This is a genomic window from Vibrio sp. dhg, from assembly GCF_003443775.1.
GTDB lineage: Bacteria > Pseudomonadota > Gammaproteobacteria > Enterobacterales > Vibrionaceae > Vibrio > Vibrio natriegens.
In genome coordinates, this window is sequence record NZ_CP028943.1 from 1,344,529 (window position 1) to 1,365,191 (window position 20,663).

A 20,663-nucleotide genomic window follows, 5' to 3' on the forward strand; every position below is an offset into this window, starting at 1 on the left:
ACTCATCTCGGAAGGGTAAGGTGAAGAAGAAAAAACTAAAGTTAGCAGATATCGCTGAGCTCGCTGGAGTTTCAAAGTCCACCGTTAGCTTTGTCCTCAATGGTCATGCGAAGAAACATCGTATTAATGAAGAGACCGTAAAGCGTGTTCAAGCTGTGGTAGACGAGCACAATTACGCTCCGAGCTTATACGCTCGCGCTTTAAAGGCAAACCGTACCTACACGCTGGGTCTTGTTATTCCTGATTTGGCCAATATGGGTTTTGCTACAACGGCCAAGTTTTTGGAAAAGTTGGCGCGTAGCCATGGTTATCAGCTTTTAATCGCCTCTTCTGAAGACAACCCGAAACAAGAAAAAGCGGCAGTTAAAAGCCTGCTAGAAAGGCAAGTCGATTTGCTAATGGTGGCAACGGCTATGACTGAAGACACCTTCTATCGCAAAGTCACCGAGCAAACCCCCGTGTTGGTGTTCGACCGTATTTTCGACGCCACGCCGTTAACGACGATAAAAACAGATGCTTATAACGCGACCAAACAACTGGTAGAAAAACTGTGTCAGCAAGCGGAAGAATGTGCCTATTTAGGCGGACAGTTAGAGCTCTCTCCGAGTAAAGATCGATTCTCTGGTTATCAAGCGGCTTTGTTAGCCGCTAGAGTGGAGTTGGATACGGAGTTAGTGAAACACAAAGATTATCAACCCGACTCCGGTTACGCCATGATTGAGGAAATCCACCAGAATATTGGGCGTTTGCCAACACGCATATTTGTCGCTTCGTATTCGATTCTCGAAGGTGTTTTGCGTTATATGTCTGAGCATCAGTTATTGAATGCTAATGTGAAGATAGCGACGTTCGATAACTCACCGATTTTAGATTGCTTACCGATCAACATTGATTCAATCGAACAAGATTGCGAGCTCATAGCTAAAACGTTATTTGAGCAAGCAACGGCATCTATAGGTTCACCCGATCGTAAAGCCGAGCATCTGATTCTTCCTGCGAAACTACACTATCGTTGAGCTAGCTAATCTCAGCGCTAAGAGAGCGACAACGTATAAGAGAGAAGAAGGGGCAGGGTCAAGACACTGAAAAAGTTGCCAAACAACACCATCGACGCCACTTTCATCGGTTCTATATTGAGTCTCTCTGCAAATAAATAGTTCATAACCGCAGGCGGTAACATGGTGAAAAGTACCATCATCTGCAATTGCATTGTGGGTAACGGAATAAACCAATAGATAAGCGCAAAGGCAACTGCACCTGTGGTCAGCGATTGTACCGTACATATCACGCCAACTCGCAGACCATCCAATCGTAAGTTGCACATTTGTGCCCCGAGAGAGAGCAACATTACCGGTACTGCGGCTTGACCTAATAATGCCGTCGCTTCATAAAGCGGTGCCCAAGCGCCAATTCCTGACAAGTTCAGGCCCAGCGCGAGAGAAGCCGATAAAAAGATTGGCATTTTTATGATCTGTTTTAGTGGGTTGCCACTGCTGAGAAGCATCACCCCTAAACTAATGTGCAGACAGGCCGATACAACAAACAGTAAGACGGCAGAAGAAAGCGCCACGTCTCCGAACGTATAAGTAAATAGTGGGATAGCCAAGTTGCCACTATTGCGAAACATGTGGGGTGGTGCCCAGGCTTTGAAAGTTAATCCGGTCGCTTTACAGATCGGTATCATGACCAATCCTGGGACGAGAACCGCAACAATCGCAGCAAAAAGAAGAGGGCCTTGTTCCGCATCGAGCGGCATGCTGACCAGAGACGAAAACACCAGCGCAGGCGTAAAGACATCAATATTGATTCGATTGATTGGGCGAAAATCTGGTTTGATATGCCGACCGACTAAATAGCCGACGCCGACAAGAGCGAAGACGGGAAAAAGAATATTGATGACTTGATTAATCATGACCGCACTTTAATTAAAGGTAAAAGATGTGATTGTTTCGTTAAGTAATGAATCTAGGTTCACACTAACAACCTTTGATTAGTGAGTCATCGTAAAACAGTGAGAATCTTGGCGTTTATCAAGCTTTATAAAAGTAAAACTGCTGGTAAGTGGTCATACTTCTTATCAGGTGTTTATATACCTAGTTACTTACAAATCAATGAAATACCGACAAGTTCTATGTCAGGTGTTTGTAAAATAGCCTATACCTGATAAATTTATTAAATGGTTTTTTATTTCAAATTTTACCAATTTATTGGTTTAATTGACTGGTTGAGTTTTGTATTTAAGAACTCTCTAAATAAAAAATGTTAAAATGTTGGTATTTAACAATAATTTATACAGCCATATTCCATTTATTCGCAAAGAAAAAAGTTGGCGAAAATCATAAGCTTGTCATACACTTCCTGATGTAACCCCGATATGTTCTTGAATTGGTAGGGTAAAACTGCTCTGGCGCTACACTAAGTAGCATTGTTTAACATAGCTTTGAGGAAAGTTTTATGGCGCTCACAAAAGCCGAACTGGCAGAAAACCTGTTTGATAAATTGGGATTTAGTAAGCGGGACGCCAAGGAAACGGTGGAAGTGTTCTTTGAAGAAATTCGCAAGGCACTAGAAAGTGGCGAACAGGTAAAACTGTCAGGTTTTGGTAATTTTGATCTTCGTGACAAGAATGAACGGCCTGGTCGTAACCCGAAAACTGGTGAAGATATTCCAATTACTGCTCGACGTGTAGTGACTTTCCGCCCGGGTCAGAAATTAAAAGCTCGCGTAGAAAATCTTAAGAAAGAACAGTAAGCTAACCAAATAGATCACGCTTCGTCGTGGTCTTTTGTCGTGCATGCATTTTCGTTTCGGCATGCAAAAGAAAACCACCGCATTGCGGTGGTTTGTTGTTTTCAGAGAAGCAATTTTTTATGCCGCTTCTAAGTGAGTTGTTAAGTATGGTTGCCACGCGTGCTGGTACAAGTTCTTAGCTTGGCTTCGCATGTTTCGAATCGCTGCCGTTTCAAATTCAGTCAGCTGGCGTTTTTCTGCCATTGCCTGACGTTCAAGCTTTTGAATTTTCTCATAAAGGTCATGCTCAGGACCATTCTTCACATCCGCAATGGCTTTCAAATGGAGCTGAACTTCTGCAATGAGGTTTGTTTTCGGCAAACGAACCAGTAAGTTTAAATCTCGGTAACCCGAAGGCCCCGGCTTTTTGAATCTGTTTTTCACTTTAACGATTGTTGTTTCGCGCTCTAGTGTTTCATAGATAGAGACCAAACTTGCCACATCTTCCGCAACTATTGTTGCACGTGCTAGATCGGTAATGCGTTCAACCTGACCATCCAGTTCGTAAGCAATTTTTTCCTCTGCACGTTGTTTGGATTTTACGCCAGCGAAGTAAGGTTGGGCGTCGTTGAGAAGGGCGGTACTTTTACAGATGGTTTCCAGTTCGAACTGAGCTTGGTGAGCTTTGGAGTAAAGAATATCAAAATCAGCGTATGGCTGGGTTGGATTTGAGTCGATAGTTTGAATGCCATATAAGCCACTTAGGCTATGTTTGAAGAGTTTTGAACAAACCTCGTTTTGACTTGCAGAACGATTCTGTTCACTCGTTGTTGGCGCAATAGGCATTGCGGCAATTGCAGGTGCACGGCTTAGTACCAAAAGCATCAATGCTGCTGTACGTAAAAATAAGCTCATTCACTCTCCTTAACTTGCTTGCACTTAGAAAATGGGGACAAAGAAGTCGCTAAGATTTGCAAATCAGGTTGTTATTAATAAATGGGGATCTTTTGAAACATTCCAAGGTTAACTCTCATGTTTGCAGTGGAATTATGCGTTAGATCACTATTTATATTTTCATTATTCTGTTAATTAAACGTCAGTATCATTTCGTATATCGTGAATGCATCGTAGCATTTGAGGATTAACGAAAGATGAACGGCATAGACAAATTCGAAAAAATCATTAGTCTTACTCCACAAAACGTAATTCAGCCGATAAGTAGAAAGTAAAATGAGAGACCCAGAATTTTGGCACAATAAGTGGGCCAGCAATAAAATCGGATTCCATTTGGAAGATGTAAATCCATTACTGCCTCAGCATTGGCACCACACCAACCCTAAGCGCGAAGACACTGTGTTGGTTCCGCTTTGCGGTAAGTCTGAAGATCTTGTGTGGTTGGCGGCCAAACATGATGAAGTGAATGGCGTTGAATTAAGCCAAATTGCAGTGCGAGCGTTCTTTGCAGAGCACTTTTATACTCCAACTGTTACGCCAATAAGTGGCACGCATGAGTTGTATCAGTTTGATGAGCTTTCTATTTATACCGGAGATTTTTTCACGGCACCGGTTTCTCAAGTCGATATAATTTACGACCGAGCGGCTTTGGTTGCGCTGCCACAGGAGATGAGACAAGAGTACGCCGAGCGTTTGAAACAGCTACTGAAACCGGGTGGCCGTATTCTGCTTGTGACACTCAATTACCCTCAGCAAGAAATGGCGGGACCTCCATTTAGCGTACCAGTGAATGAAATCGAACAGTTATTCTCGGGCTACAAAGTAACTTGTCTCAACGTGGACGAAGCGGATGAGAATCACCCGAAAATTGCTAAGCAAGGCTTAAGTCGTTTTTCTGAAGAAGTGTATTTGATTGAAGCTCAGTGATTTCGAATAGCGTAAGTGACTGACTACGTGTACGAAAAGACTAAAAAAGCGCAGCTATTAAATAGCTGCGCTTTTTTGTTGATAAAAGATGGCTTAGTAAACGATGTTTACCTTCGATGCATTTGCTACCGCATCTTGAACGGACTCTTCTGTACTATTTCGACGAGTAAGAACAACACCTAAGCGGCGGCGACCGTCGATTTCTGGCTTACCAAATAGGCGAACTTGAGTCTGTGGTTGTGCCAGGGCTTCAGACACATTGTCAAAACGAATGTTTGTTGACGTACCTTGACCAAGAATCACCGCTGATGCAGAAGGACCATATTGAACGATCTGGTTGATCGGCATACCAGTAAACGCGCGCACGTGCAGTGCAAACTCAGACATTTCTTGAGAAATCAGCGTAACCATACCTGTGTCATGTGGACGAGGAGAAACTTCGTTGAAGATGACTTTATCGCCCTTCACAAACAATTCAACACCAAAAATTCCGTAGCCGCCAAGCGCATTCACTACTTTTTCCGCAGTGTATTCCGCTGCTTTGATGGCTTCTTCTGACATCGCTTGAGGCTGCCAAGACTCACGGTAGTCACCATCTTCTTGACGGTGACCGATTGGTGCGCAGAAGTGTACGCCGTCAACCGCACGTACGGTTAGTAGGGTAATCTCGTAATCAAAGTCAATGAAGCCTTCAACAATGACACGACCAGCACCAGTGCGGCCACCTTCTTGAGCGTAGTTCCATGCTTTTTCAATATCAGCTTCTGATTTAATGACACTCTGGCCTTTACCAGATGAGCTCATCACTGGCTTAACTACACAAGGGATACCAACAAATTCAACTGCTGCTTTGAAATCGTTATAGTTGTCTGCAAATCGGTAAGGGGAGGTAGTAAGCTCAAGCTCTTCAGCAGCTAAACGACGAATACCTTCACGGTTCATTGTAAGCTTAGTCGCTTTTGCTGTTGGAACGACATTCAGACCTTTTTCTTCTAACTCAACCAGTTTATCGGTCGCGATAGCTTCAATTTCAGGAACAACATAAGCAGGTTGCTCTTTATTGATGATTTCTTCTAATGCTTGACCATCCAACATATCAAGCACGTAGCTGCGGTGAGCGACTTGCATCGCCGGTGCATCCGCATAGCGGTCACACGCGATGACTTCCAGACCTAGTCGTTGGCATTCAATCGCGACTTCTTTACCAAGCTCGCCAGAGCCTAAAAGTAATACACGAGTAGCGTTTGCGCTGGTTGCAGTACCGAACATATCGTTCCCTTACAAAATAAAGTGATGAGACAGAATTTGCAGGGGATCATACTGAATTTTTATCGTAAAGCAAACGTTTGCGTATGGTTTTTTGCTAATAAAAAAGCTCTACATCATGTAGAGCTTTCATCGACATCATTATGTAAATTACACGTTAACGAAACTTAGTGGAATGTCGGGATTCAACGCTTCTAACGTTGATTGCGTATCAGCAAGATGACTGATCTTACCTTCTGAATTTTCCACTAAAGCGGCCGCTTTGATGTTATCAAAGGTTTCACCCGCAAGTAGTACCTGAATCAAAGCAACTTGAAGAGGAGGAAGGCTAGGGTTAAACGCCGCATTCTCTGCGTAAGCGCCTTGGAAAACGCGACCATCAGCAAGCTCTAACGCCAGTCCACTCAGGTTATTGGTGTAAGGAGCATGGCTCATGTTCATCGCATCGACGGCTTTTTGAATCAACGCATCGTTCTCATCACATTCGAACTGATGCTTAACTTCTGCCATTAAGCCAGATTTGATACCCAAATCGGCCGGGCCAAATGCTTCAGGCAAATATTCATGTAACGATTTTTCTTCACGCTCTGGCAATTGGACTTTTAAGTCTTTCGCTGTAGACAGCTCGTTCATGAACTGACGACAGTGGCCACAAGGGCTAAAGTTAATCGTGATGTCTTTAACACCGCGTTCACCCTTCATCCAGGCGTGGCTGATTGCAGATTGTTCTGCGTGAACTGTTTGGCCAAGTTGAACGCCAAGGAACTCCATGTTTGCGCCGAAGTAGAGACGGCCAGAAAGCCCGCGAACAATGGCACCAACATAAAACTCAGAAATAGGCGCGTAAGAATAAGCAGCGGCAAAAGGAAGCAGAGCAACACGCAGCTCTTTGTCAGATAGAGCGGTAGCAGACAGTAACTGCTCAAACTGCTGTGCTGAAAGAGTAGCATCAAAATCGTCGGCTAAAACGATAGGAGCAAGTTGGTTTGAAAGTGCTTCAGGTGCGCTTGCTAGCGCTTGTTCAATGCGACTTTTCATGTTGAATCCTTGTTATTGCATGGACAGTTATTCTATGCAAAGTGGGAAAATGTTCTGTGCTTTAGATCACGCAAAGTAATGCAATTAAATTTCACGTTACATAATTAGAGTGAAGTCACACATGTATTCGATTGCACAGGCGCTGAATGTTACGTCGATCTCTTAACTATATTAACTCATACACATATCGCCAAGTAATGAGGCTTTGATCGTCGCTCTATTACATGTCCAAGAGGTAAGGTTGCGAACGGATTTCAATCTATAGAGGGAGACTTGGAGAGAATAGGGGAGGACCTGCCCAGATGATAGGCAGGCCGAAAACCGTGTCTTATTGATATAACCAGACAGCCAGAGCGAAAAAGCTCGGAGCCAGAACCGACGTAATAATGCCGCAAAGCACTAACGCCAAAGACGAGAACGCCGCGTCTGCTGGTTGTTTCTCAACACACGTCGCGGTACCCAGTGCGTGGGACACCGTGCCCATGGTTAAACCTCGGGCAATAGGATGTTTGATCCCAATAAGGTTGTAGATAGGGTAAGCCACAATCGCACCCAACAAGCCAACCAGAAGAACCAAAATCGCCGCAACTGCCGCTTCACCACCAAGGTGGCTGGAGATTTCCATCGCAATAGGGGTGGTCACTGATTTACCAACCAAGCTCGCGATCAAACTTAACTCGGTGTGAAAAGCAACGGCGATGAGAGTTGCCGTCATCATCGACATAACACTGCCGAGAACACAAGCGAAGGTAATGATTCGCCAGTTTGCTCTGATCTGAGGAAGCTGCTCATATAACGGGTAAGCTAGCGCCACAACGGCTGGTTGTAGCAGGAAACTAAACACTTCGTTATCGGCGTAGTAAGTGTCAAACGGCACGTTCAAGTAGGTCAACAACGGAATAATGACCGCAATACAAATAAGCAGTGGGTTAACAATTGGGTGGTTCGCTTTAATCGCAATCTGACGTGCAACAAGGAAAACAACAATAGTGAGTAAAATCCACATATTAGTGTTTCTCCTTTAGCAAATAATCCAACAGCCATGCGAGACTCACCAGCACAATTAAGGTGCCGCCGACCGCACTTGCAAGAATAGGTAGTGCGTTGGCGAAAAGCATGTCGAAGTGATCCATCAGGCCAACACTAACTGGAACGAACAATAAGATCATGTAGCGAATAAACAGAGTTGCGCCAGTCTTTACCCACTCTACTTTGACAATCCCGGTTGCCATAGAAAGGAATAACAGGATCATGCCGATAACACTGCCTGGGACGGAAGTGTCAGTAAATCTTTGAATAGTAACTCCGATCCCAAGTGCTCCCATGATGAGAAAGAGGGAAACGAGCAATTGGGTCAGTTGTAATAATCGATCTTTTATCATTTGGGCAGCATATAAAAACGACAAGCGCACCTGACGGTGCCCTTGTAAAAGTAAGAAATTAAGAGGCGAGGCTCTCTACGTAACGATAAACGGATTTTAATAGTGCTATTTTCTTTTCGTCACTTTCATGTTCGTGAACTAAGTTTTCTAAATTCAGCATATACTCTTCGATTTGGCTTTCAAACACTTCACGGCAGTGCTGTGCCCAACGTCTTTGTTCCTGTTCGTCTAGCGTGCCAGGGAAGTTTCGAGCACGGTAACGGAACAACAGTGGTTTAATGCGTTTGTCATCAAACTCAATATCCAGAGCGGCCAGATTATTCGGGTCGGTCTCGCGAATAATATCCATCGCTGCGCGATCCGCTGGAGAGAAGAAGCTGTCGTACAGTTGCGTATCTACATCATCACTTTTTTCAAATGTGCGCTCAACAGAAAACAGGCTGATCAGCTTTTCACGAATCTCTGGGTGCTGACGCAACAGAGCCAGATTGTTCAAGCATTGTTGACGGTCAATGCCGATAGACTCCGCGTTTTCAGCCGTCAGTGTTTTCGCTGGTGCCAGAATAGGGCACTTGTTCAAGTGAACAAGTTTAACTGGCACAGGCAGCAAATCACCGAGGTCTTCTCGCTTGGTGTACAACCTTTCATGCAGCTCTTCCGCAGACAGCTCTAGGATTGGTTGCGGATCTTTGGCTAAATCAATCGTGATAACCGCGTTGTTGTTCGTCGGATGCCATGCAACAGGCACAATCCAGCTTGTGTACTGACACTCACGTCCTAACATGCCAGAAACGTGCATCAGAGGCGTCATATTAACGATATCAACCAATTCATTCAGCTTACGTTTTTGACGCATGGAGAAGAAGTAATCAAACAATTTAGGCTGAGCGGCTTTAACTTTCTTCGCCATCTCGATCGTTGCGATAACGTCAGCCATGGCATCGTGTGCATTGCTGTGTTCAATACCGTTGGCAACAGACAAATGCTCAAGTTTGAAGCTAGGAAAGCCTTCTTCATTTTCTGGCCACTCAACGCCTTCTGGTCGAAGGGCATGACAAGCGCGCAGCACATCAAGTAAATCCCAGCGCGAATTGCCGTTCTGCCAACTCCACGCATACGGGTCAATAAAGTTGCGGTAACAGGTGTAACGCGTCACTTCATCATCAAAACGAATACTGTTGTAACCCAAGCTGGTGGTATTGGGTTTGGATAACTCGGCATGAATTTTAGCAATGAACTCAGGCTCAGGCAGACCTTCCTGCACCGCCTTTTGTGGGGTAATCCCAGTAATTAAAGCAGCTTCAGGAGAAGGAAGGTAATCAGCAGGTGGCTGGCAATACATAACTAAAGGCTCGCCGATGATATTGAAATTTTCATCTGTGCGAACACCAGCGAATTGACTCGGACGATCTTTTGCAGGGTTTGTTCCCCAAGTCTCGTAGTCAAAGAAGAAAAAAGTGGGCTGATTATCTTGGTGCATTCTGCTTACCGTTTACGGAACCGATAAGAGTATTAGACCATTCAATGCCTTAACTCGCAACGAAAGATGCAAGGTAAAGTTGTGAATATGAAAAAGCAGATAAGTGCCCATCGGCTTGATTTTTCCGCAACTATTGTGAGCGTGATTTGAAAGACTACGGGATAACTTAATCTTACTTTCTGCCGAACCCATGAATTCCGAGCACCGAATAATACTCGGGTATGAGTTGGTAGGTGTAATGGCCATTTACAAAAAGCATGGCTGGCTATCAGACCAAAAAGAAGCGTACGAAAAGTTTGCTGATGCTTTGTTTGCTCAACAGCAAAAAGGGCTGGAATATGAAAAATTAGCTGTGAGTTAGTATACATATAGCTGAACAATTAGTTGCATTGATCACTAACTCACCGGTTATGCTTTGAAGCTCATAATGAAAGGCGGCATGATAAAGAAAGCAAAGGCGTATTTAAGCCGCCGAATAAGAGTTAACTTTTAAGGGAAACATTAGTTATCTCGAAAAGCTGCACCACTCATCAAATTAAACTGATCACATACCACTATAAGGAGCATAGTTATGTCTGTGGAAAATGAAAAACAAGAAGTTACAGTTGTGGATATAAAAATGCCATTTATGTCGATGGTTGTTTTTATGGTTAAACTTGCGATTGCCTCGATCCCTGCAGCTATAATTCTGAGCCTAATTTTTGGTATTTTAATGGGGTTGTTTGGTAGCGTGTTCCATGGAATGGGGCGGTATTAAAAGCTCACATATTGTTAAAGAGTGATTTGTAACGCATGGTGTTTTTCGTTCAAAACCGGGTTCCGTGTTTAACGCGCAATAGATAAATTTCGTGGTGATCTTGTTCACTTTAACAAGGCAGTTGTATTTTTTGAGGTCAGTATGTCAAAAATCTCTTTAGTAGTAGGTAATGGTTTTTCTATTAGCTTTGGTTATTTCTCTGGGTTAGTAAATCAGCTTAACTCACAGGAACCTATTACGTGGGATATTGCTTGCCCTTCAACAGGAAATCCGCTTTTAGCAAGTTTGCATAGATTAGAGGCTTTGTATGAATTAAATTCAGAGAAGCCACATTTTGAAATATTTAAGCTGGCTTTAGATTCAGACTATTGTCAAAGTGTTGGTTTGGATAGTTTCAAAACAACTCTCGAAGCGAGGCATTTCTTAACGCTTGCATTTTCAATGTATAGCCAGCAGCAACGCAAGCTTTTTTCCACCGACTGGGCTTGGTTTCGTTGGTTGAAGTTACATCGAGATGAAATTACAGCTGCATTTTCGTTGAACTATGACTTACTCCTTGAAACAGTTTTAGACCGTTTAAATAGAGAATATTACTCTCTTCAAACAAATCATCATGGTTACGGAATTCCGTTGGTTAAACCACATGGTTCTGTTGATTTTGAAATTACACCTAACAGTATCTGTTATACCCCTCGGTATCCGCTGAACAACTTTGTTGATCTTAACAATACTGGTATCGTCAGACTTGAAGAGCATGAACTTATGTATCCTAGAAGACAAGCTCTTTGTATCGTGCCAAATGAAGCTAATAAATACGTTTCATATCAATGGGTAGAACCTGCGAACCAGTGGTTTGAAGGCAAACTAAAAGGTACGGATTATTGTCTGTTCATCGGTATATCTTACTTTGAGTGTGATAGACCAGAAATAGATAAAATAGTTGATTCCCTGCCTAAAAGCTGCGTCATTGTTGTGGCAAATCCATTTCCTCCTAAAGAGTTTATAGAGAAAATTAGTGGCAGACCATATATCGTCTGGGATAACCCAGAGGGGCCAGTGGATGAAAATGGGTCAATATTAAGCTTAAAATGTTTGGTTACAGGGAAATCCTTGATAAAGTGCTTTTGCCGAAGTGGGGTTCCCTATCAATATTGTGATTGTCATTAAAAATATACAAAGCATTTAAAAGTGATCATCCCTAAACCCCAGCCTTAAACCCACCTTCATGCTCAACCCATTCCATCACCGCTGCGCGAATCCAACGTAGCGGTGATTTGCTAATTGGCTCTGGGAAGTTGCGGTTCCTGCTTCATGCAATTTTGTCTTTACGCTTCTTGTTGCTAACAAATTAGTCTCATAGATCACTAACTCGCTGATTTTACTTTGAAGCTCTAAATGAAAGGCGGCATGATAATCAACAAAGGGTGGCTAGGAGCCGCCTTATAAGCGTTACGGTTTTCAATTCAGATAGAAATATGGTTCATCTAAAAAGGAATTTAAATGAAGAAATCATTACTGACTTTAATACTGTTAAGTGGTTGTTCAAGCCAGGGGATTGATAGAGCGGAACAGAATCATATAAGTAAAGAGTTTTACGCCAATGTTGAATCTTATGAGCAGGTTAAACTCTCATCTAACGTTAAAACCGGAATTGTGAGTGGTTCTGTTGTTGGCGTCATCGACGAAGTAGATGGTAATCATGAAGATATGATTGCTGGCGGTTTGGCTGGTGCTCTTGTTGGTGGTTTATTTACTGCGGTATTAGAAGGTTCAGATACGGCTTATAAATATTCTTTACGATCGGATGAAGAAGGGCAGTTCACCCTAATACAAAAAGAGCTCATTGATATGACAACTGGCTGTGTTTCCGTAAGAGTAGTAGATAAAGTGACAATTTCTCCGGCTCCTGAAGGAAGCTGCGATAATTTACAGCAAGTAAATCGAGACATATAAACAAGCCATACTTATCAAAAGTTGTTAACTCTATTTTCGTAGTGAGTAAGCGAGTTTCTAAACGGAATAACGATGTCACCGCTATGCGTATCTAACGCCGTGGTGATTGACTTGTTATTTCTGTTTTCATGGGTTTATTTTGAAAGCAACTCGTTGGTTAAGCGTTTGTTTTTTGTCGTGACTCGTAGTTTTTTAGCAACAAAGGCTAATTAATTCCTAACACTCTGTATTCTCTGGATGCCGTAAGTTCCTAACTAGTTATTCTTTAAGAAGTCTGTGCTGGAGTATAAAAACAGGGAAGGTTGATGAAGAGAATAAACGTCGTTGGGACGAGTGGGAGTGGTAAGAATACATTTGTGCGTATCTCATGCCCTAGAGAAGCGCAGGCGTATATCAATGGCTTTCACACCTAACTATTGGGATTCGAAATCAATCAACTGCTCAGTTTGTAATTAATAATGGAGTAACTGTGTTTCACGTCATCTACCGTTTAGTCGCTAGTCGCGACTCGTTTCTGACTATCTTGCTGCCTTCAATTTTGTATTTTTTGGCTTATCAGTACGTTGGTTTAATGTCGGCAGTGGTAGTCACTTCACTATATGGCCTGCTAACCCTCTTGTTTCGCAAAGAGTTAGGCATGATTGCGTTAGCCTTTGCCTTGTCTGGCTTTGTTGAGTTAACCATCGCAGCTTTTGTTCCTAGGGAGATTCTGGTTGAAGCTGTTGTGCTTAAACTCGCCATGGGTTCGCTCAGCACTGCCAGTGTATTTTTAGTCTTTTCGTGGTTTAAAAAGCCTATTCCTATGCTGGTCGCAGAAATAACCACGCCAGCCTTAAAGGGAAGTCGGGAATCAACGGGCATTCCCAGTTTGATTACGTGGCAAAGGGTCAACGGGATTTGGGTATTTAGCTATCTGTGTAAGAGCGTTTTTCTGCTAAGTGTTGACTCGGTTTCTGAATCCGAATTGGTGGGCTACACACTGGCGTTAGGTTGGCCCTTACATGTAGGTTTAATCGTGGTGTCAGTATGGGTTGTCAACAACAGCTATAAACAAGCATGCCACAAACGGGCTGCTAATAAGTCGTGATGAGGGATTCCCAACACTTGGCAAGTTTGCTCTAATTGAGTTTGAAATTTGACTGCATAACAGGTTAGGCGAGTGGTTTATATTACGCCCTATATCCGCGGTGTTCCGAGTCATGGAGCGACGGCTATTTTGGGTATGAACTCTATTTCTCTGGTCTGAAATGAAGGGTATATAAGCATCGAGGGAAAGATGATTTCAATTGAAAAATATAGTGATAAATGGAAATCACAAATAGGGTTCCTGAGTGTAAAGCAGGAACAAGCAGAGTTTACGGTGAGCAATGTTAACGACGTTATTCCCACTTTGAAGCAATACGAACATCCTTTTTTAATCATCGAAAACGAAAAAGTGGTTGGCTTCTTTCTTCTGGATTTATCGTATTCAGAAACGTATAACTTCGGCAGTAGGAAAGCGCTGGGGATACGCTCTCTTTTAATTGACCAGCGATCTCAAGGAAAGGGTATTGCAACCCAAGCAATCAAGTTATTGCCAGATTACGTTCGCTCAAATTATCCTGATTTTCAGGTTCTCCAACTAACGGTGAATTGTCGTAATAAAGCCGCTTATCAGTGTTATTCCAAATGTGGCTTTGAAGATACCGGAAAATTGTATTTGGGCGGCCCAGCTGGCCCGCAACATATAATGCAGAGAGAGATTGTCTAGCAATGGATTCAACAAGGGCTAGTAACGCTGATGGATTGTAGTCGTTGAGATCGTTCGTTTAGGTTTGGTGCTATTGCACGCCTTGTATCTGAATAACTGATGGGTGCATTACACAGTTAGAAAATATGCAAAAGCCGATGGCGAACCATCGGCTTGAGTTTTGCGCTGAACGATTTTCATTGCAGCTAGCGGATTACGCTTTTGCCTCTTCTGGCTTTGCGTCCGCTTCTGTATGAGTTGATTTCAACAGGCGGCTTGTGATGGTGCCTGCCGTCATTGAACCTGAAACGTTAAGTGCAGTACGCGCCATATCGATGAGTGGTTCGATAGAGATAAGCAGTGCAGCGATAGTCACTGGCAAGCCCATAGCAGGAAGCACGATTAGCGCAGCAAAGGTTGCGCCGCCGCCAACGCCCGCGATACCGAACGAGCTGATCGTGATAATCGCAATCAGTGACAGGATAAAGTTGAACTCTAGTGGGTTAATGCCCATTGTTGGAGCAACCATTACCGCAAGCATTGCTGGGTAAATACCTGCACAACCATTTTGACCAATCGTTGCACCAAATGATGCTGAAAGGTTAGCAATCGCTGGTGGCACGTTTAACTTAGTGATTTGCGCTTCTACGTTCAGAGGAATCGTTGCCGCTGAGCTACGTGAAGTAAAGGCAAACGTCAGTACCGGCCAAATTTTCTTGAAGTATTCTGCTGGGCTTACACCAACAAAAGAAACAAGGATACCGTGTACAACAAACATCAATGCAATCGCAACGTATGACGCAACGATAAAGCCAAGCAGGTTCAGAATGTCCGCTGCGCTTGATGTCGCTACCACTTTGGTCATCAACGCTGCGATGCCGTATGGGGTTAGCGCCATGATCATCTTAACTAAGCGCATTACGATAGACTGAGCCGCTTCAACGAATGTGCGAATTGGTGATTCCAATTCTGCTTTTTCGGCCATTACTTTGCGTGCTGCAATACCCGTTAGAACACCAAAGATAACAACCGCGATAATAGACGTTGAACGTGCGCCTGTTAGGTCTGCAAATGGGTTAGTTGGAATAAAGCTAACCAGCATTTGTGGAATGGTTAGATCGCTTACCGAGCCAGCACGGCTTTCCAATACCGCAATACGAGCCGTCTCGCGAGCACCTTCCGTCAAGCCTTCTGCCGACAGGCCAAACGCAGACGTAACGAAAATACCAATTAATGCTGAGATCGCTGTGGTGATAAGCAGGACTGAAATTGTCAGACCAGAAATCTTACCCAGTGAGCCGCCTTTTTCCAGCTTCACAACCGCTGAGATCATCGATACCAACACAAGTGGCATGATCACCATTTTCAGTAGGCCAACATAGCCACTACCAACGATAGCTACCCAAGAAAGGGTTTCAGAAATGACGCTGCTGCCTTCACCGTGGATCAGTTGAAGGGCAAGGCCAAAAAGGGAACCAGTGACAAGACCAATTAAAACGAGACGAGAAAGTGTGTTTTGTTTTTGTTGCTGGTTAAAAAGAAAGAATAATATGCCAACAAAGACTGCAAGTGAGGCAATTACTGCAAAATTCATACTCTTACCTTAGTACTCAGTCAATATGCTGAGGGTTGTATACGAGGTGATAAAGGGGGCAGTAAGATAGCTTTCAATATATAACTTTTAAAATGATTAACGGGTATTAGATATATCAAAATGGAATATATATTGGCGTAAGTGACCCGTTAGACCCCCACTCAGTGCGAATTGAGCGTAGTTGTGGCTACTCGTAGTGTCGCAATAAATCGAGCATTTCTCTGCGTTGCAGATAAATTATTGAGTCTTCTTGATAGCTGAAAATTTGATAAATCATAGCCTTGGCGACCAATTCCGCATCGATTGGAATAAAGTTAGAGAGTTTCCCCAACATGAACGGACGAATCACTCTAAAAATCCATTGAACGATTTTCTCGTCGTTTCTTGGATTTGTACGCTGGCCAACAAGCGGACCCGGACGGACGAAGACCACTTCTTCAAATCCCATTTCTTCTATGTTGGCTTCCATTTGACCTTTGCAAGCCAGGTAATGCGAAGGGGATTCACTGTTCGCACCAAGGCTAGAAACCACAGCGACTCGCTTCACGCCGATCATTTTCATTTGCCTGGCAACGTTTGTCACAAGGTCAACATCAACCTTGCGCAAGTTCTCTTTACTGCCAGCTTGCTTGAGCGTCGTTCCTAAACAGATAAAGCCGATTTCTGGCGTCAGGTGTTGCTCATCCCAATTTAGGATAGAAAGATCAGCGTCTATCATCGGAACGATTTTTTGCTCAGGGTCTGAGATATCGGTAAGAGGGCGTCTGGAAAGTGAATATAATGTGTGGATACCCGGTTGGGACACCAATTGAGTAATCACTTTGCTGCCAACTAAGCCAGAGGCTCCAGCAATGATCACACAGGTATTATTACTCATGCCTCTTCTCCTCTATGGCAGCAGCGTGAGTTAATAGTAGCCGATTTCAATGACTTATACCCAGCTTTTACGTGGCTTGAGTGTAACAACACACATCGTTTTTGAAATAAGTTGGTTGCTTGTAAACACGGCATCACGGCTTTACCGAGCGAATCGACATTATTTGGCGAAAAGTTTTCGTATTTAGGAGAAAGTAGGTGAATTACCTTTAGAGAAAGGTACACTGTTTCTCTTTATCGTTTGAATTTGCGATATTATTTCGGCACACGCGAATCAAGGAAGAAAAATGAATGTAGACGTAAGCACACTTGCTCCGACGCAGGTGTATCACCTAATGACTCAGACGGTCATTCCTCGCCCGATTGCTTGGGTGTTAACGGACTCTGGTGAAGAGAACTTCAACCTGGCTCCATTTTCATATTTCACCGCCGTTTCCAGCCGTCCTCCCTTGCTAATGCTATCTGTTGGTAAAAAGCCAACTGGCGAGGTTAAGGATACGACTCGCAATGTATTAGAGACAGGAAAGCTGGTCATTCACATCGCTTCGAGCGCACTGGCGCAAAAGGTTACGGATTCATCTGCTGGTTTAGATCACGGACAGTCAGAATTAGCGCTGACAAATCTGGAAACGGTTGAGTTCGGTGGCTTTGAACTTCCTAGATTAAAAGACGCACCGATTGCGTTCGGTTGTAAATTGCATGAAGTCATTGAGATGGGTGAAACCCCTCAGAGCTTAATTTTTGCCGAAATAGAACACATTTATGTCGATGAGAAAGTGATAACTACTCAAGGCGACAGATTAAAAGTGGATGCTTTAGCCGTTGACCCTCTCTCTCGTTTAGGCGGAAGTGAATACGCCACTCTAGAGAAGACTTTCTCAATTGCTCGTCCCCAATAAATAAAAGGAACCAAACACATGGACCGCACTTTCGCCGCTGATATTCAAGCGCGTATTGATAACAAAACCAAACCAGTTGGATCGTTAGGGCTGCTTGAGAAAGTCGCCTTGGAACTGGCACTGATACAAAGCCAAGATCAAAGCGCAGCGGTAGAACAAATCACAATTCGTCAGCCAACCATGCTGGTATTCGCTGGTGACCATGGTGTAGCCGAAGAGGGCGTAAGCATTGCACCTAGCGCCGTCACACAGCAAATGGTCGCTAACTTTCTCGCTGGCGGCGCGGCAATCAACTGTTTTTGCGAACTTAACCAAATTCAATTCAAAGTGATCGATTGTGGCATGTTGTCACCGATAGATACGCTGGTACCGGACTTTAAATCGCATCCGAACTTGATAGAGAAACGCTTGGGTAATGGCACTGCGAACTTTTCCAAACAAACCGCGATGTCTTTAGAACAAGTGGCGCTTGGTTTGGAATATGGCGCGAAGGTGGCAGAGCAAGCCATTTTGTCGGGTTCCAACCTGCTTATGTTCGGAGAGATGGGGATAGGCAACACAAGTTCTGCGTCGGCATTGTTAACCGCACTTAGCCCACTGGAAGTAGATCACTGTGTTGGATTGGGTACTGGCATCAATCAAGAGCAGTTAAACCGTAAGATTAGAGCCGTTGCCCACGGTGTGGCGCGTTGCCATGAACTCAGCACGAAAGAAGTGTTAGCCCAAGTGGGTGGCTTTGAAATTGTGCAAATGGTGGGAGCATTTTTAGAAGCAAAACGCCAGAAAACACCAGTATTAGTCGACGGCTTTATTGTTTCAGTTGCCGCATACATAGCCACGCTGCTTGATGAAGAGACGCGCGATTTTATGTTGTTTGCTCATTGCTCTGAGGAAGCCGGGCATAAGTTTGTTCTGGAGTATTTACAAGCAGAGCCTCTATTGGACCTTGGTTTGCGTTTAGGTGAAGGAACGGGTGCAGCGCTGGCTTTACCTTTAGTGAAAGCGGCAGCTCAGTTTTACAACAATATGGCGAGCTTTGAGAGCGCTGGAGTAACAGTTTAGTGTCAGAAGCACCTTATGAAGCAAAGACAGGTAATTGGCGTTATCAATGGGAGCTGTTCCTGTTGGCGGTGAGTTTCTTTAGCCGTTTACCTGTTCCTGCAAATTTGCCATACAGTGAAGCTCGCATGAACCAAGCCGGGCGCTACTTCGCGTTGGTTGGTGTTGTATTGGGCCTACTGTGCGCAGCGAGTTTTTGGCTGTTGAGTTTGGTTTTTCCTGCTTCCGTCTCGATCGTTTTAACCATGGTATTTAGTCTGCTGCTGACAGGGGCATTTCATGAAGATGGTTTAACCGACATGGCCGATGGTATCGGCGGTGGAATGACCGTCGAGCGACGACTGTCTATCATGAAAGACAGCCGTATTGGTACTTATGGCGCTGCAACTTTGGTTATGGCACTGCTGGCGAAGTTTGTCTTTTGGGGCGAGCTGGCTAAGGAGCCACAATTTTTGCTAACGATTGTCGTTGCATACACCGCCAGCCGTGCTTTGGCGGCTACGCTTATCTACGACATGCCGTATGTCAGTGACAGCGACACTTCCAAAAGCAAGCCCCTTGCCAACAAACAGTCGTCATTAGAAGTGGTGATCCTACTGTTCACCGGTGGCCTTGTTACTTTGTTTCTTGGCGTTACTCAGACCGCCGTTATTGTGCTGGTCTTAGCGGTATTTCGCTATGGTTTTAAACGATGGCTGACTAAAAGAATTGGCGGATTTACCGGCGATTGCTTAGGGGCTGCGCAACAGTTATCTGAGTTGCTGGTTTATCTCACTCTCATTGCCTTTTATCACACATCATGAAGCAACTAATATTAGGTGGAGCACGCTCCGGAAAATCCAAGTTAGCAGAACAAACCGCGAGGCTGGCTGCTGACGCTCAACATGCTTGCTTGCATTACGTCGCGACGGCGTTGCCGTTTGATGATGAGATGCGTGATCGCATTCGTCACCATCAAAAGCAACGCGGAGAAGGGTGGCAGGAACACGAATGTCCGCTGCATCTTGCTGATTTGCTATTAAGCTTTAATCACGATGATGTCGTTTTGATTGATTGCCTGACACTGTGGCTGAACAACTGGATTTTCGAACTGGGCGACGAATGCTCAAATGAGAAGTTAGAAGCAGAAGTTAATAAACTGGTAGAAGCGGTGTCTCACTCACAAGCGACGTTGATCTTTGTCTCTAATGAAGTCGGGATGGGTATCGTTCCACTTGGCGCGATTAGCCGCTATTTCGTCGATAATGCCGGTCGAATGAACCAACAACTTGCGCAAGTGTGCCAGCGAGTTTCATTTGTTGCTGCTGGATTACCACTCGTACTCAAAGCATAGGGCTTAACATCATGGAAACGCTTAATATCTATCTCATGCGTCACGGTAAAGTGGATGCCGCACCTGGGTTGCATGGTCAGTCGGATTTAAAGGTAAAAGAGTCCGAGCAGCAAGACATTGCTCAGGCTTGGAAAGAGCAGGGACGTGAAGTCAGCGGTATTATTACGTCTACACTTTCCCGTTGCAGCGACGTGGCAGAAATCATCGGCGAGCAGCAAATGCTTCCTGTGAGCGAAAATTCTGAACTAAGAGAAATGAATTTTGGCGATTTCGATGGTGTGCCGTTCGACATGCTGAACGACGACTGGAAAAAACTTGAGTCCTTCTGGCAATCTCCGTCACAACACACCTTACCCAATGCTGAGAGCCTTAACGCATTTTCACAGCGTGTAACTAGTGCCTGGTCTCAAATTATCAATGATATCAATGACAACCTGCTGATTGTCACGCATGGTGGCGTTATTAGAATGATTCTCGCTCATATATTAGACGTTGACTGGCGCAACCCGCGTTGGTATTCGACGTTAGCGATCAGCAATGCGTCAATCACACATATAACAATCACTATTGATGACCAAATCTACGCCTCCGTTTGTTCGATAGGTGTACCTTTGATTGAGCATAGATAGTAAAAAGTCACGGAAGAGGCCAATTTTATTCCCTAAAACAATTCAAATAGGGAAGGG

At 44.1% G+C, this 20,663-nt stretch carries 23 protein-coding genes; 14 read left to right on the forward strand and 9 right to left on the reverse strand.

From position 1 onward, the window contains the following. Window positions 1-20: 20 nt before the first annotated feature. Window positions 21-1,016: a LacI family DNA-binding transcriptional regulator gene (locus DBX26_RS06225; RefSeq protein WP_118118281.1), complete on the forward strand. Its 996-nt coding sequence runs from the start codon at window positions 21-23 to the stop codon at window positions 1,014-1,016. Between the two features lie 17 nt (window positions 1,017-1,033). Here the strand turns inward: DBX26_RS06225 and DBX26_RS06230 are convergent, their stop codons facing one another. Beyond that, complete coding sequence (locus DBX26_RS06230) at window positions 1,034-1,912, reverse strand: AEC family transporter (RefSeq protein ID WP_020333039.1); 879 nt, start codon at window positions 1,910-1,912, stop codon at window positions 1,034-1,036. Window positions 1,913-2,454: 542 nt separating this feature from the next. Between DBX26_RS06230 and ihfA the strand changes: the two genes are divergently transcribed. Further along, window positions 2,455-2,751, forward strand: a complete 297-nt coding sequence (gene ihfA / locus DBX26_RS06235; RefSeq protein ID WP_005462650.1) for an integration host factor subunit alpha — start codon at window positions 2,455-2,457, stop codon at window positions 2,749-2,751. A gap of 117 nt (window positions 2,752-2,868) precedes the next feature. On the opposite strand, the gene DBX26_RS06240 is transcribed toward ihfA, so the two are convergent. After that, on the reverse strand, window positions 2,869-3,645 hold the full coding sequence (locus DBX26_RS06240) for a phosphoribosylglycinamide formyltransferase (protein WP_118118284.1): 777 nt from the start codon (window positions 3,643-3,645) through the stop codon (window positions 2,869-2,871). Between the two features lie 315 nt (window positions 3,646-3,960). On the opposite strand from DBX26_RS06240, the gene DBX26_RS06245 reads away from it, so the two are divergent. After that, on the forward strand, window positions 3,961-4,611 hold the full coding sequence (locus DBX26_RS06245; protein ID WP_118118286.1) for a thiopurine S-methyltransferase: 651 nt from the start codon (window positions 3,961-3,963) through the stop codon (window positions 4,609-4,611). Between the two features lie 93 nt (window positions 4,612-4,704). On the opposite strand, the gene purT is transcribed toward DBX26_RS06245, so the two are convergent. From purT to sbcB, 5 genes are all read right to left on the reverse strand, one after another. Next, the gene (gene purT, locus DBX26_RS06250; RefSeq protein WP_014231623.1) at window positions 4,705-5,880 is read right to left on the reverse strand and encodes a formate-dependent phosphoribosylglycinamide formyltransferase; all 1,176 of its coding nucleotides are present in this window, start codon (window positions 5,878-5,880) and stop codon (window positions 4,705-4,707) included. A gap of 147 nt (window positions 5,881-6,027) precedes the next feature. Continuing rightward, complete coding sequence (gene cdd, locus DBX26_RS06255) at window positions 6,028-6,915, reverse strand: cytidine deaminase (RefSeq protein WP_014231624.1); 888 nt, start codon at window positions 6,913-6,915, stop codon at window positions 6,028-6,030. A 328-nt stretch (window positions 6,916-7,243) separates the two neighbouring features. Next, the gene (locus DBX26_RS06260; protein WP_014231625.1) at window positions 7,244-7,921 is read right to left on the reverse strand and encodes an LrgB family protein; all 678 of its coding nucleotides are present in this window, start codon (window positions 7,919-7,921) and stop codon (window positions 7,244-7,246) included. 1 nt (window position 7,922) lies between these two features. Beyond that, complete coding sequence (locus tag DBX26_RS06265) at window positions 7,923-8,297, reverse strand: CidA/LrgA family protein (RefSeq protein WP_065302253.1); 375 nt, start codon at window positions 8,295-8,297, stop codon at window positions 7,923-7,925. 58 nt (window positions 8,298-8,355) lie between these two features. Continuing rightward, a complete protein-coding gene (gene sbcB / locus DBX26_RS06270; protein WP_118118287.1) occupies window positions 8,356-9,777 on the reverse strand; it encodes an exodeoxyribonuclease I in 1,422 nt (473 codons plus the stop codon). Window positions 9,778-10,015: 238 nt separating this feature from the next. Here sbcB and DBX26_RS25725 point away from each other — a divergent pair, with 238 nt between their 5' ends. The 6 genes from DBX26_RS25725 (at window position 10,016) to DBX26_RS06295 (ending at window position 14,237) form a co-directional block, all read left to right on the forward strand. Continuing rightward, a complete protein-coding gene (locus DBX26_RS25725) occupies window positions 10,016-10,138 on the forward strand; it encodes a hypothetical protein (RefSeq protein WP_301951773.1) in 123 nt (40 codons plus the stop codon). Window positions 10,139-10,348: 210 nt separating this feature from the next. Beyond that, on the forward strand, window positions 10,349-10,534 hold the full coding sequence (locus tag DBX26_RS06275) for a hypothetical protein (protein WP_020333097.1): 186 nt from the start codon (window positions 10,349-10,351) through the stop codon (window positions 10,532-10,534). Window positions 10,535-10,675: 141 nt separating this feature from the next. Next, the gene (locus tag DBX26_RS06280; protein WP_118118289.1) at window positions 10,676-11,701 is read left to right on the forward strand and encodes a hypothetical protein; all 1,026 of its coding nucleotides are present in this window, start codon (window positions 10,676-10,678) and stop codon (window positions 11,699-11,701) included. Window positions 11,702-12,034: 333 nt separating this feature from the next. Then, window positions 12,035-12,487, forward strand: coding sequence for a hypothetical protein (locus tag DBX26_RS06285; RefSeq protein ID WP_118118291.1), 453 nt, complete (start codon window positions 12,035-12,037; stop codon window positions 12,485-12,487). A 469-nt stretch (window positions 12,488-12,956) separates the two neighbouring features. Next, window positions 12,957-13,574: a hypothetical protein gene (locus DBX26_RS06290; protein WP_118118293.1), complete on the forward strand. Its 618-nt coding sequence runs from the start codon at window positions 12,957-12,959 to the stop codon at window positions 13,572-13,574. A gap of 189 nt (window positions 13,575-13,763) precedes the next feature. Beyond that, complete coding sequence (locus DBX26_RS06295) at window positions 13,764-14,237, forward strand: GNAT family N-acetyltransferase (protein ID WP_118118295.1); 474 nt, start codon at window positions 13,764-13,766, stop codon at window positions 14,235-14,237. A 193-nt stretch (window positions 14,238-14,430) separates the two neighbouring features. On the opposite strand, the gene DBX26_RS06300 is transcribed toward DBX26_RS06295, so the two are convergent. Both DBX26_RS06300 and DBX26_RS06305 read right to left on the reverse strand, forming a co-directional pair. After that, the gene (locus tag DBX26_RS06300) at window positions 14,431-15,810 is read right to left on the reverse strand and encodes an L-cystine transporter (RefSeq protein ID WP_118118297.1); all 1,380 of its coding nucleotides are present in this window, start codon (window positions 15,808-15,810) and stop codon (window positions 14,431-14,433) included. A gap of 187 nt (window positions 15,811-15,997) precedes the next feature. Next, the gene (locus DBX26_RS06305; RefSeq protein WP_118118299.1) at window positions 15,998-16,687 is read right to left on the reverse strand and encodes an NAD(P)H-binding protein; all 690 of its coding nucleotides are present in this window, start codon (window positions 16,685-16,687) and stop codon (window positions 15,998-16,000) included. A gap of 286 nt (window positions 16,688-16,973) precedes the next feature. Between DBX26_RS06305 and DBX26_RS06310 the strand changes: the two genes are divergently transcribed. The 5 genes from DBX26_RS06310 to cobC are packed head-to-tail and all read left to right on the forward strand — an operon-like array spanning window position 16,974 to window position 20,606. Continuing rightward, entirely contained in the window at window positions 16,974-17,585 is a 612-nt protein-coding gene (locus DBX26_RS06310; RefSeq protein ID WP_014231639.1) for a flavin reductase family protein, read from the forward strand. An 18-nt stretch (window positions 17,586-17,603) separates the two neighbouring features. Then, a complete protein-coding gene (gene cobT / locus DBX26_RS06315) occupies window positions 17,604-18,647 on the forward strand; it encodes a nicotinate-nucleotide--dimethylbenzimidazole phosphoribosyltransferase (protein ID WP_020333105.1) in 1,044 nt (347 codons plus the stop codon). Next, complete coding sequence (locus tag DBX26_RS06320; RefSeq protein WP_118118301.1) at window positions 18,647-19,447, forward strand: adenosylcobinamide-GDP ribazoletransferase; 801 nt, start codon at window positions 18,647-18,649, stop codon at window positions 19,445-19,447. Before cobT ends, DBX26_RS06320 begins: the two co-directional genes overlap by 1 nt. After that, window positions 19,444-19,977, forward strand: coding sequence for a bifunctional adenosylcobinamide kinase/adenosylcobinamide-phosphate guanylyltransferase (gene cobU, locus DBX26_RS06325; RefSeq protein WP_118118303.1), 534 nt, complete (start codon window positions 19,444-19,446; stop codon window positions 19,975-19,977). The genes DBX26_RS06320 and cobU overlap by 4 nt, the downstream gene beginning before the upstream one ends. Before the next feature lie 11 nt (window positions 19,978-19,988). Beyond that, window positions 19,989-20,606 (forward strand): alpha-ribazole phosphatase, encoded by a 618-nt coding sequence (gene cobC, locus DBX26_RS06330; protein ID WP_118118305.1) that lies wholly within the window; start codon window positions 19,989-19,991, stop codon window positions 20,604-20,606. Window positions 20,607-20,663 lie beyond the last annotated feature (57 nt).

Excerpts from the sequence above, each read along its gene's own strand:
- DBX26_RS06230 (WP_020333039.1), bottom strand. The coding sequence starts at position 1,912 with ATGATTAATCAAGTCATCAATATTCTTTTTCCCGTCTTCGCTCTTGTC.
- ihfA (WP_005462650.1), top strand. The coding sequence starts at position 2,455 with ATGGCGCTCACAAAAGCCGAACTGGCAGAAAACCTGTTTGATAAATTG.
- DBX26_RS06240 (WP_118118284.1), bottom strand. The coding sequence starts at position 3,645 with ATGAGCTTATTTTTACGTACAGCAGCATTGATGCTTTTGGTACTAAGC.
- DBX26_RS06245 (WP_118118286.1), top strand. The coding sequence starts at position 3,961 with ATGAGAGACCCAGAATTTTGGCACAATAAGTGGGCCAGCAATAAAATC.
- purT (WP_014231623.1), bottom strand. The coding sequence starts at position 5,880 with ATGTTCGGTACTGCAACCAGCGCAAACGCTACTCGTGTATTACTTTTA.
- cdd (WP_014231624.1), bottom strand. The coding sequence starts at position 6,915 with ATGAAAAGTCGCATTGAACAAGCGCTAGCAAGCGCACCTGAAGCACTT.
- DBX26_RS06260 (WP_014231625.1), bottom strand. The coding sequence starts at position 7,921 with ATGTGGATTTTACTCACTATTGTTGTTTTCCTTGTTGCACGTCAGATT.
- DBX26_RS06265 (WP_065302253.1), bottom strand. The coding sequence starts at position 8,297 with ATGATAAAAGATCGATTATTACAACTGACCCAATTGCTCGTTTCCCTC.
- sbcB (WP_118118287.1), bottom strand. The coding sequence starts at position 9,777 with ATGCACCAAGATAATCAGCCCACTTTTTTCTTCTTTGACTACGAGACT.
- DBX26_RS25725 (WP_301951773.1), top strand. The coding sequence starts at position 10,016 with ATGGCCATTTACAAAAAGCATGGCTGGCTATCAGACCAAAAAGAAGCG.
- DBX26_RS06275 (WP_020333097.1), top strand. The coding sequence starts at position 10,349 with ATGTCTGTGGAAAATGAAAAACAAGAAGTTACAGTTGTGGATATAAAA.
- DBX26_RS06280 (WP_118118289.1), top strand. The coding sequence starts at position 10,676 with ATGTCAAAAATCTCTTTAGTAGTAGGTAATGGTTTTTCTATTAGCTTT.
- DBX26_RS06285 (WP_118118291.1), top strand. The coding sequence starts at position 12,035 with ATGAAGAAATCATTACTGACTTTAATACTGTTAAGTGGTTGTTCAAGC.
- DBX26_RS06295 (WP_118118295.1), top strand. The coding sequence starts at position 13,764 with ATGATTTCAATTGAAAAATATAGTGATAAATGGAAATCACAAATAGGG.
- DBX26_RS06300 (WP_118118297.1), bottom strand. The coding sequence starts at position 15,810 with ATGAATTTTGCAGTAATTGCCTCACTTGCAGTCTTTGTTGGCATATTA.
- DBX26_RS06305 (WP_118118299.1), bottom strand. The coding sequence starts at position 16,687 with ATGAGTAATAATACCTGTGTGATCATTGCTGGAGCCTCTGGCTTAGTT.
- DBX26_RS06310 (WP_014231639.1), top strand. The coding sequence starts at position 16,974 with ATGAATGTAGACGTAAGCACACTTGCTCCGACGCAGGTGTATCACCTA.
- cobT (WP_020333105.1), top strand. The coding sequence starts at position 17,604 with ATGGACCGCACTTTCGCCGCTGATATTCAAGCGCGTATTGATAACAAA.
- cobU (WP_118118303.1), top strand. The coding sequence starts at position 19,444 with ATGAAGCAACTAATATTAGGTGGAGCACGCTCCGGAAAATCCAAGTTA.
- cobC (WP_118118305.1), top strand. The coding sequence starts at position 19,989 with ATGGAAACGCTTAATATCTATCTCATGCGTCACGGTAAAGTGGATGCC.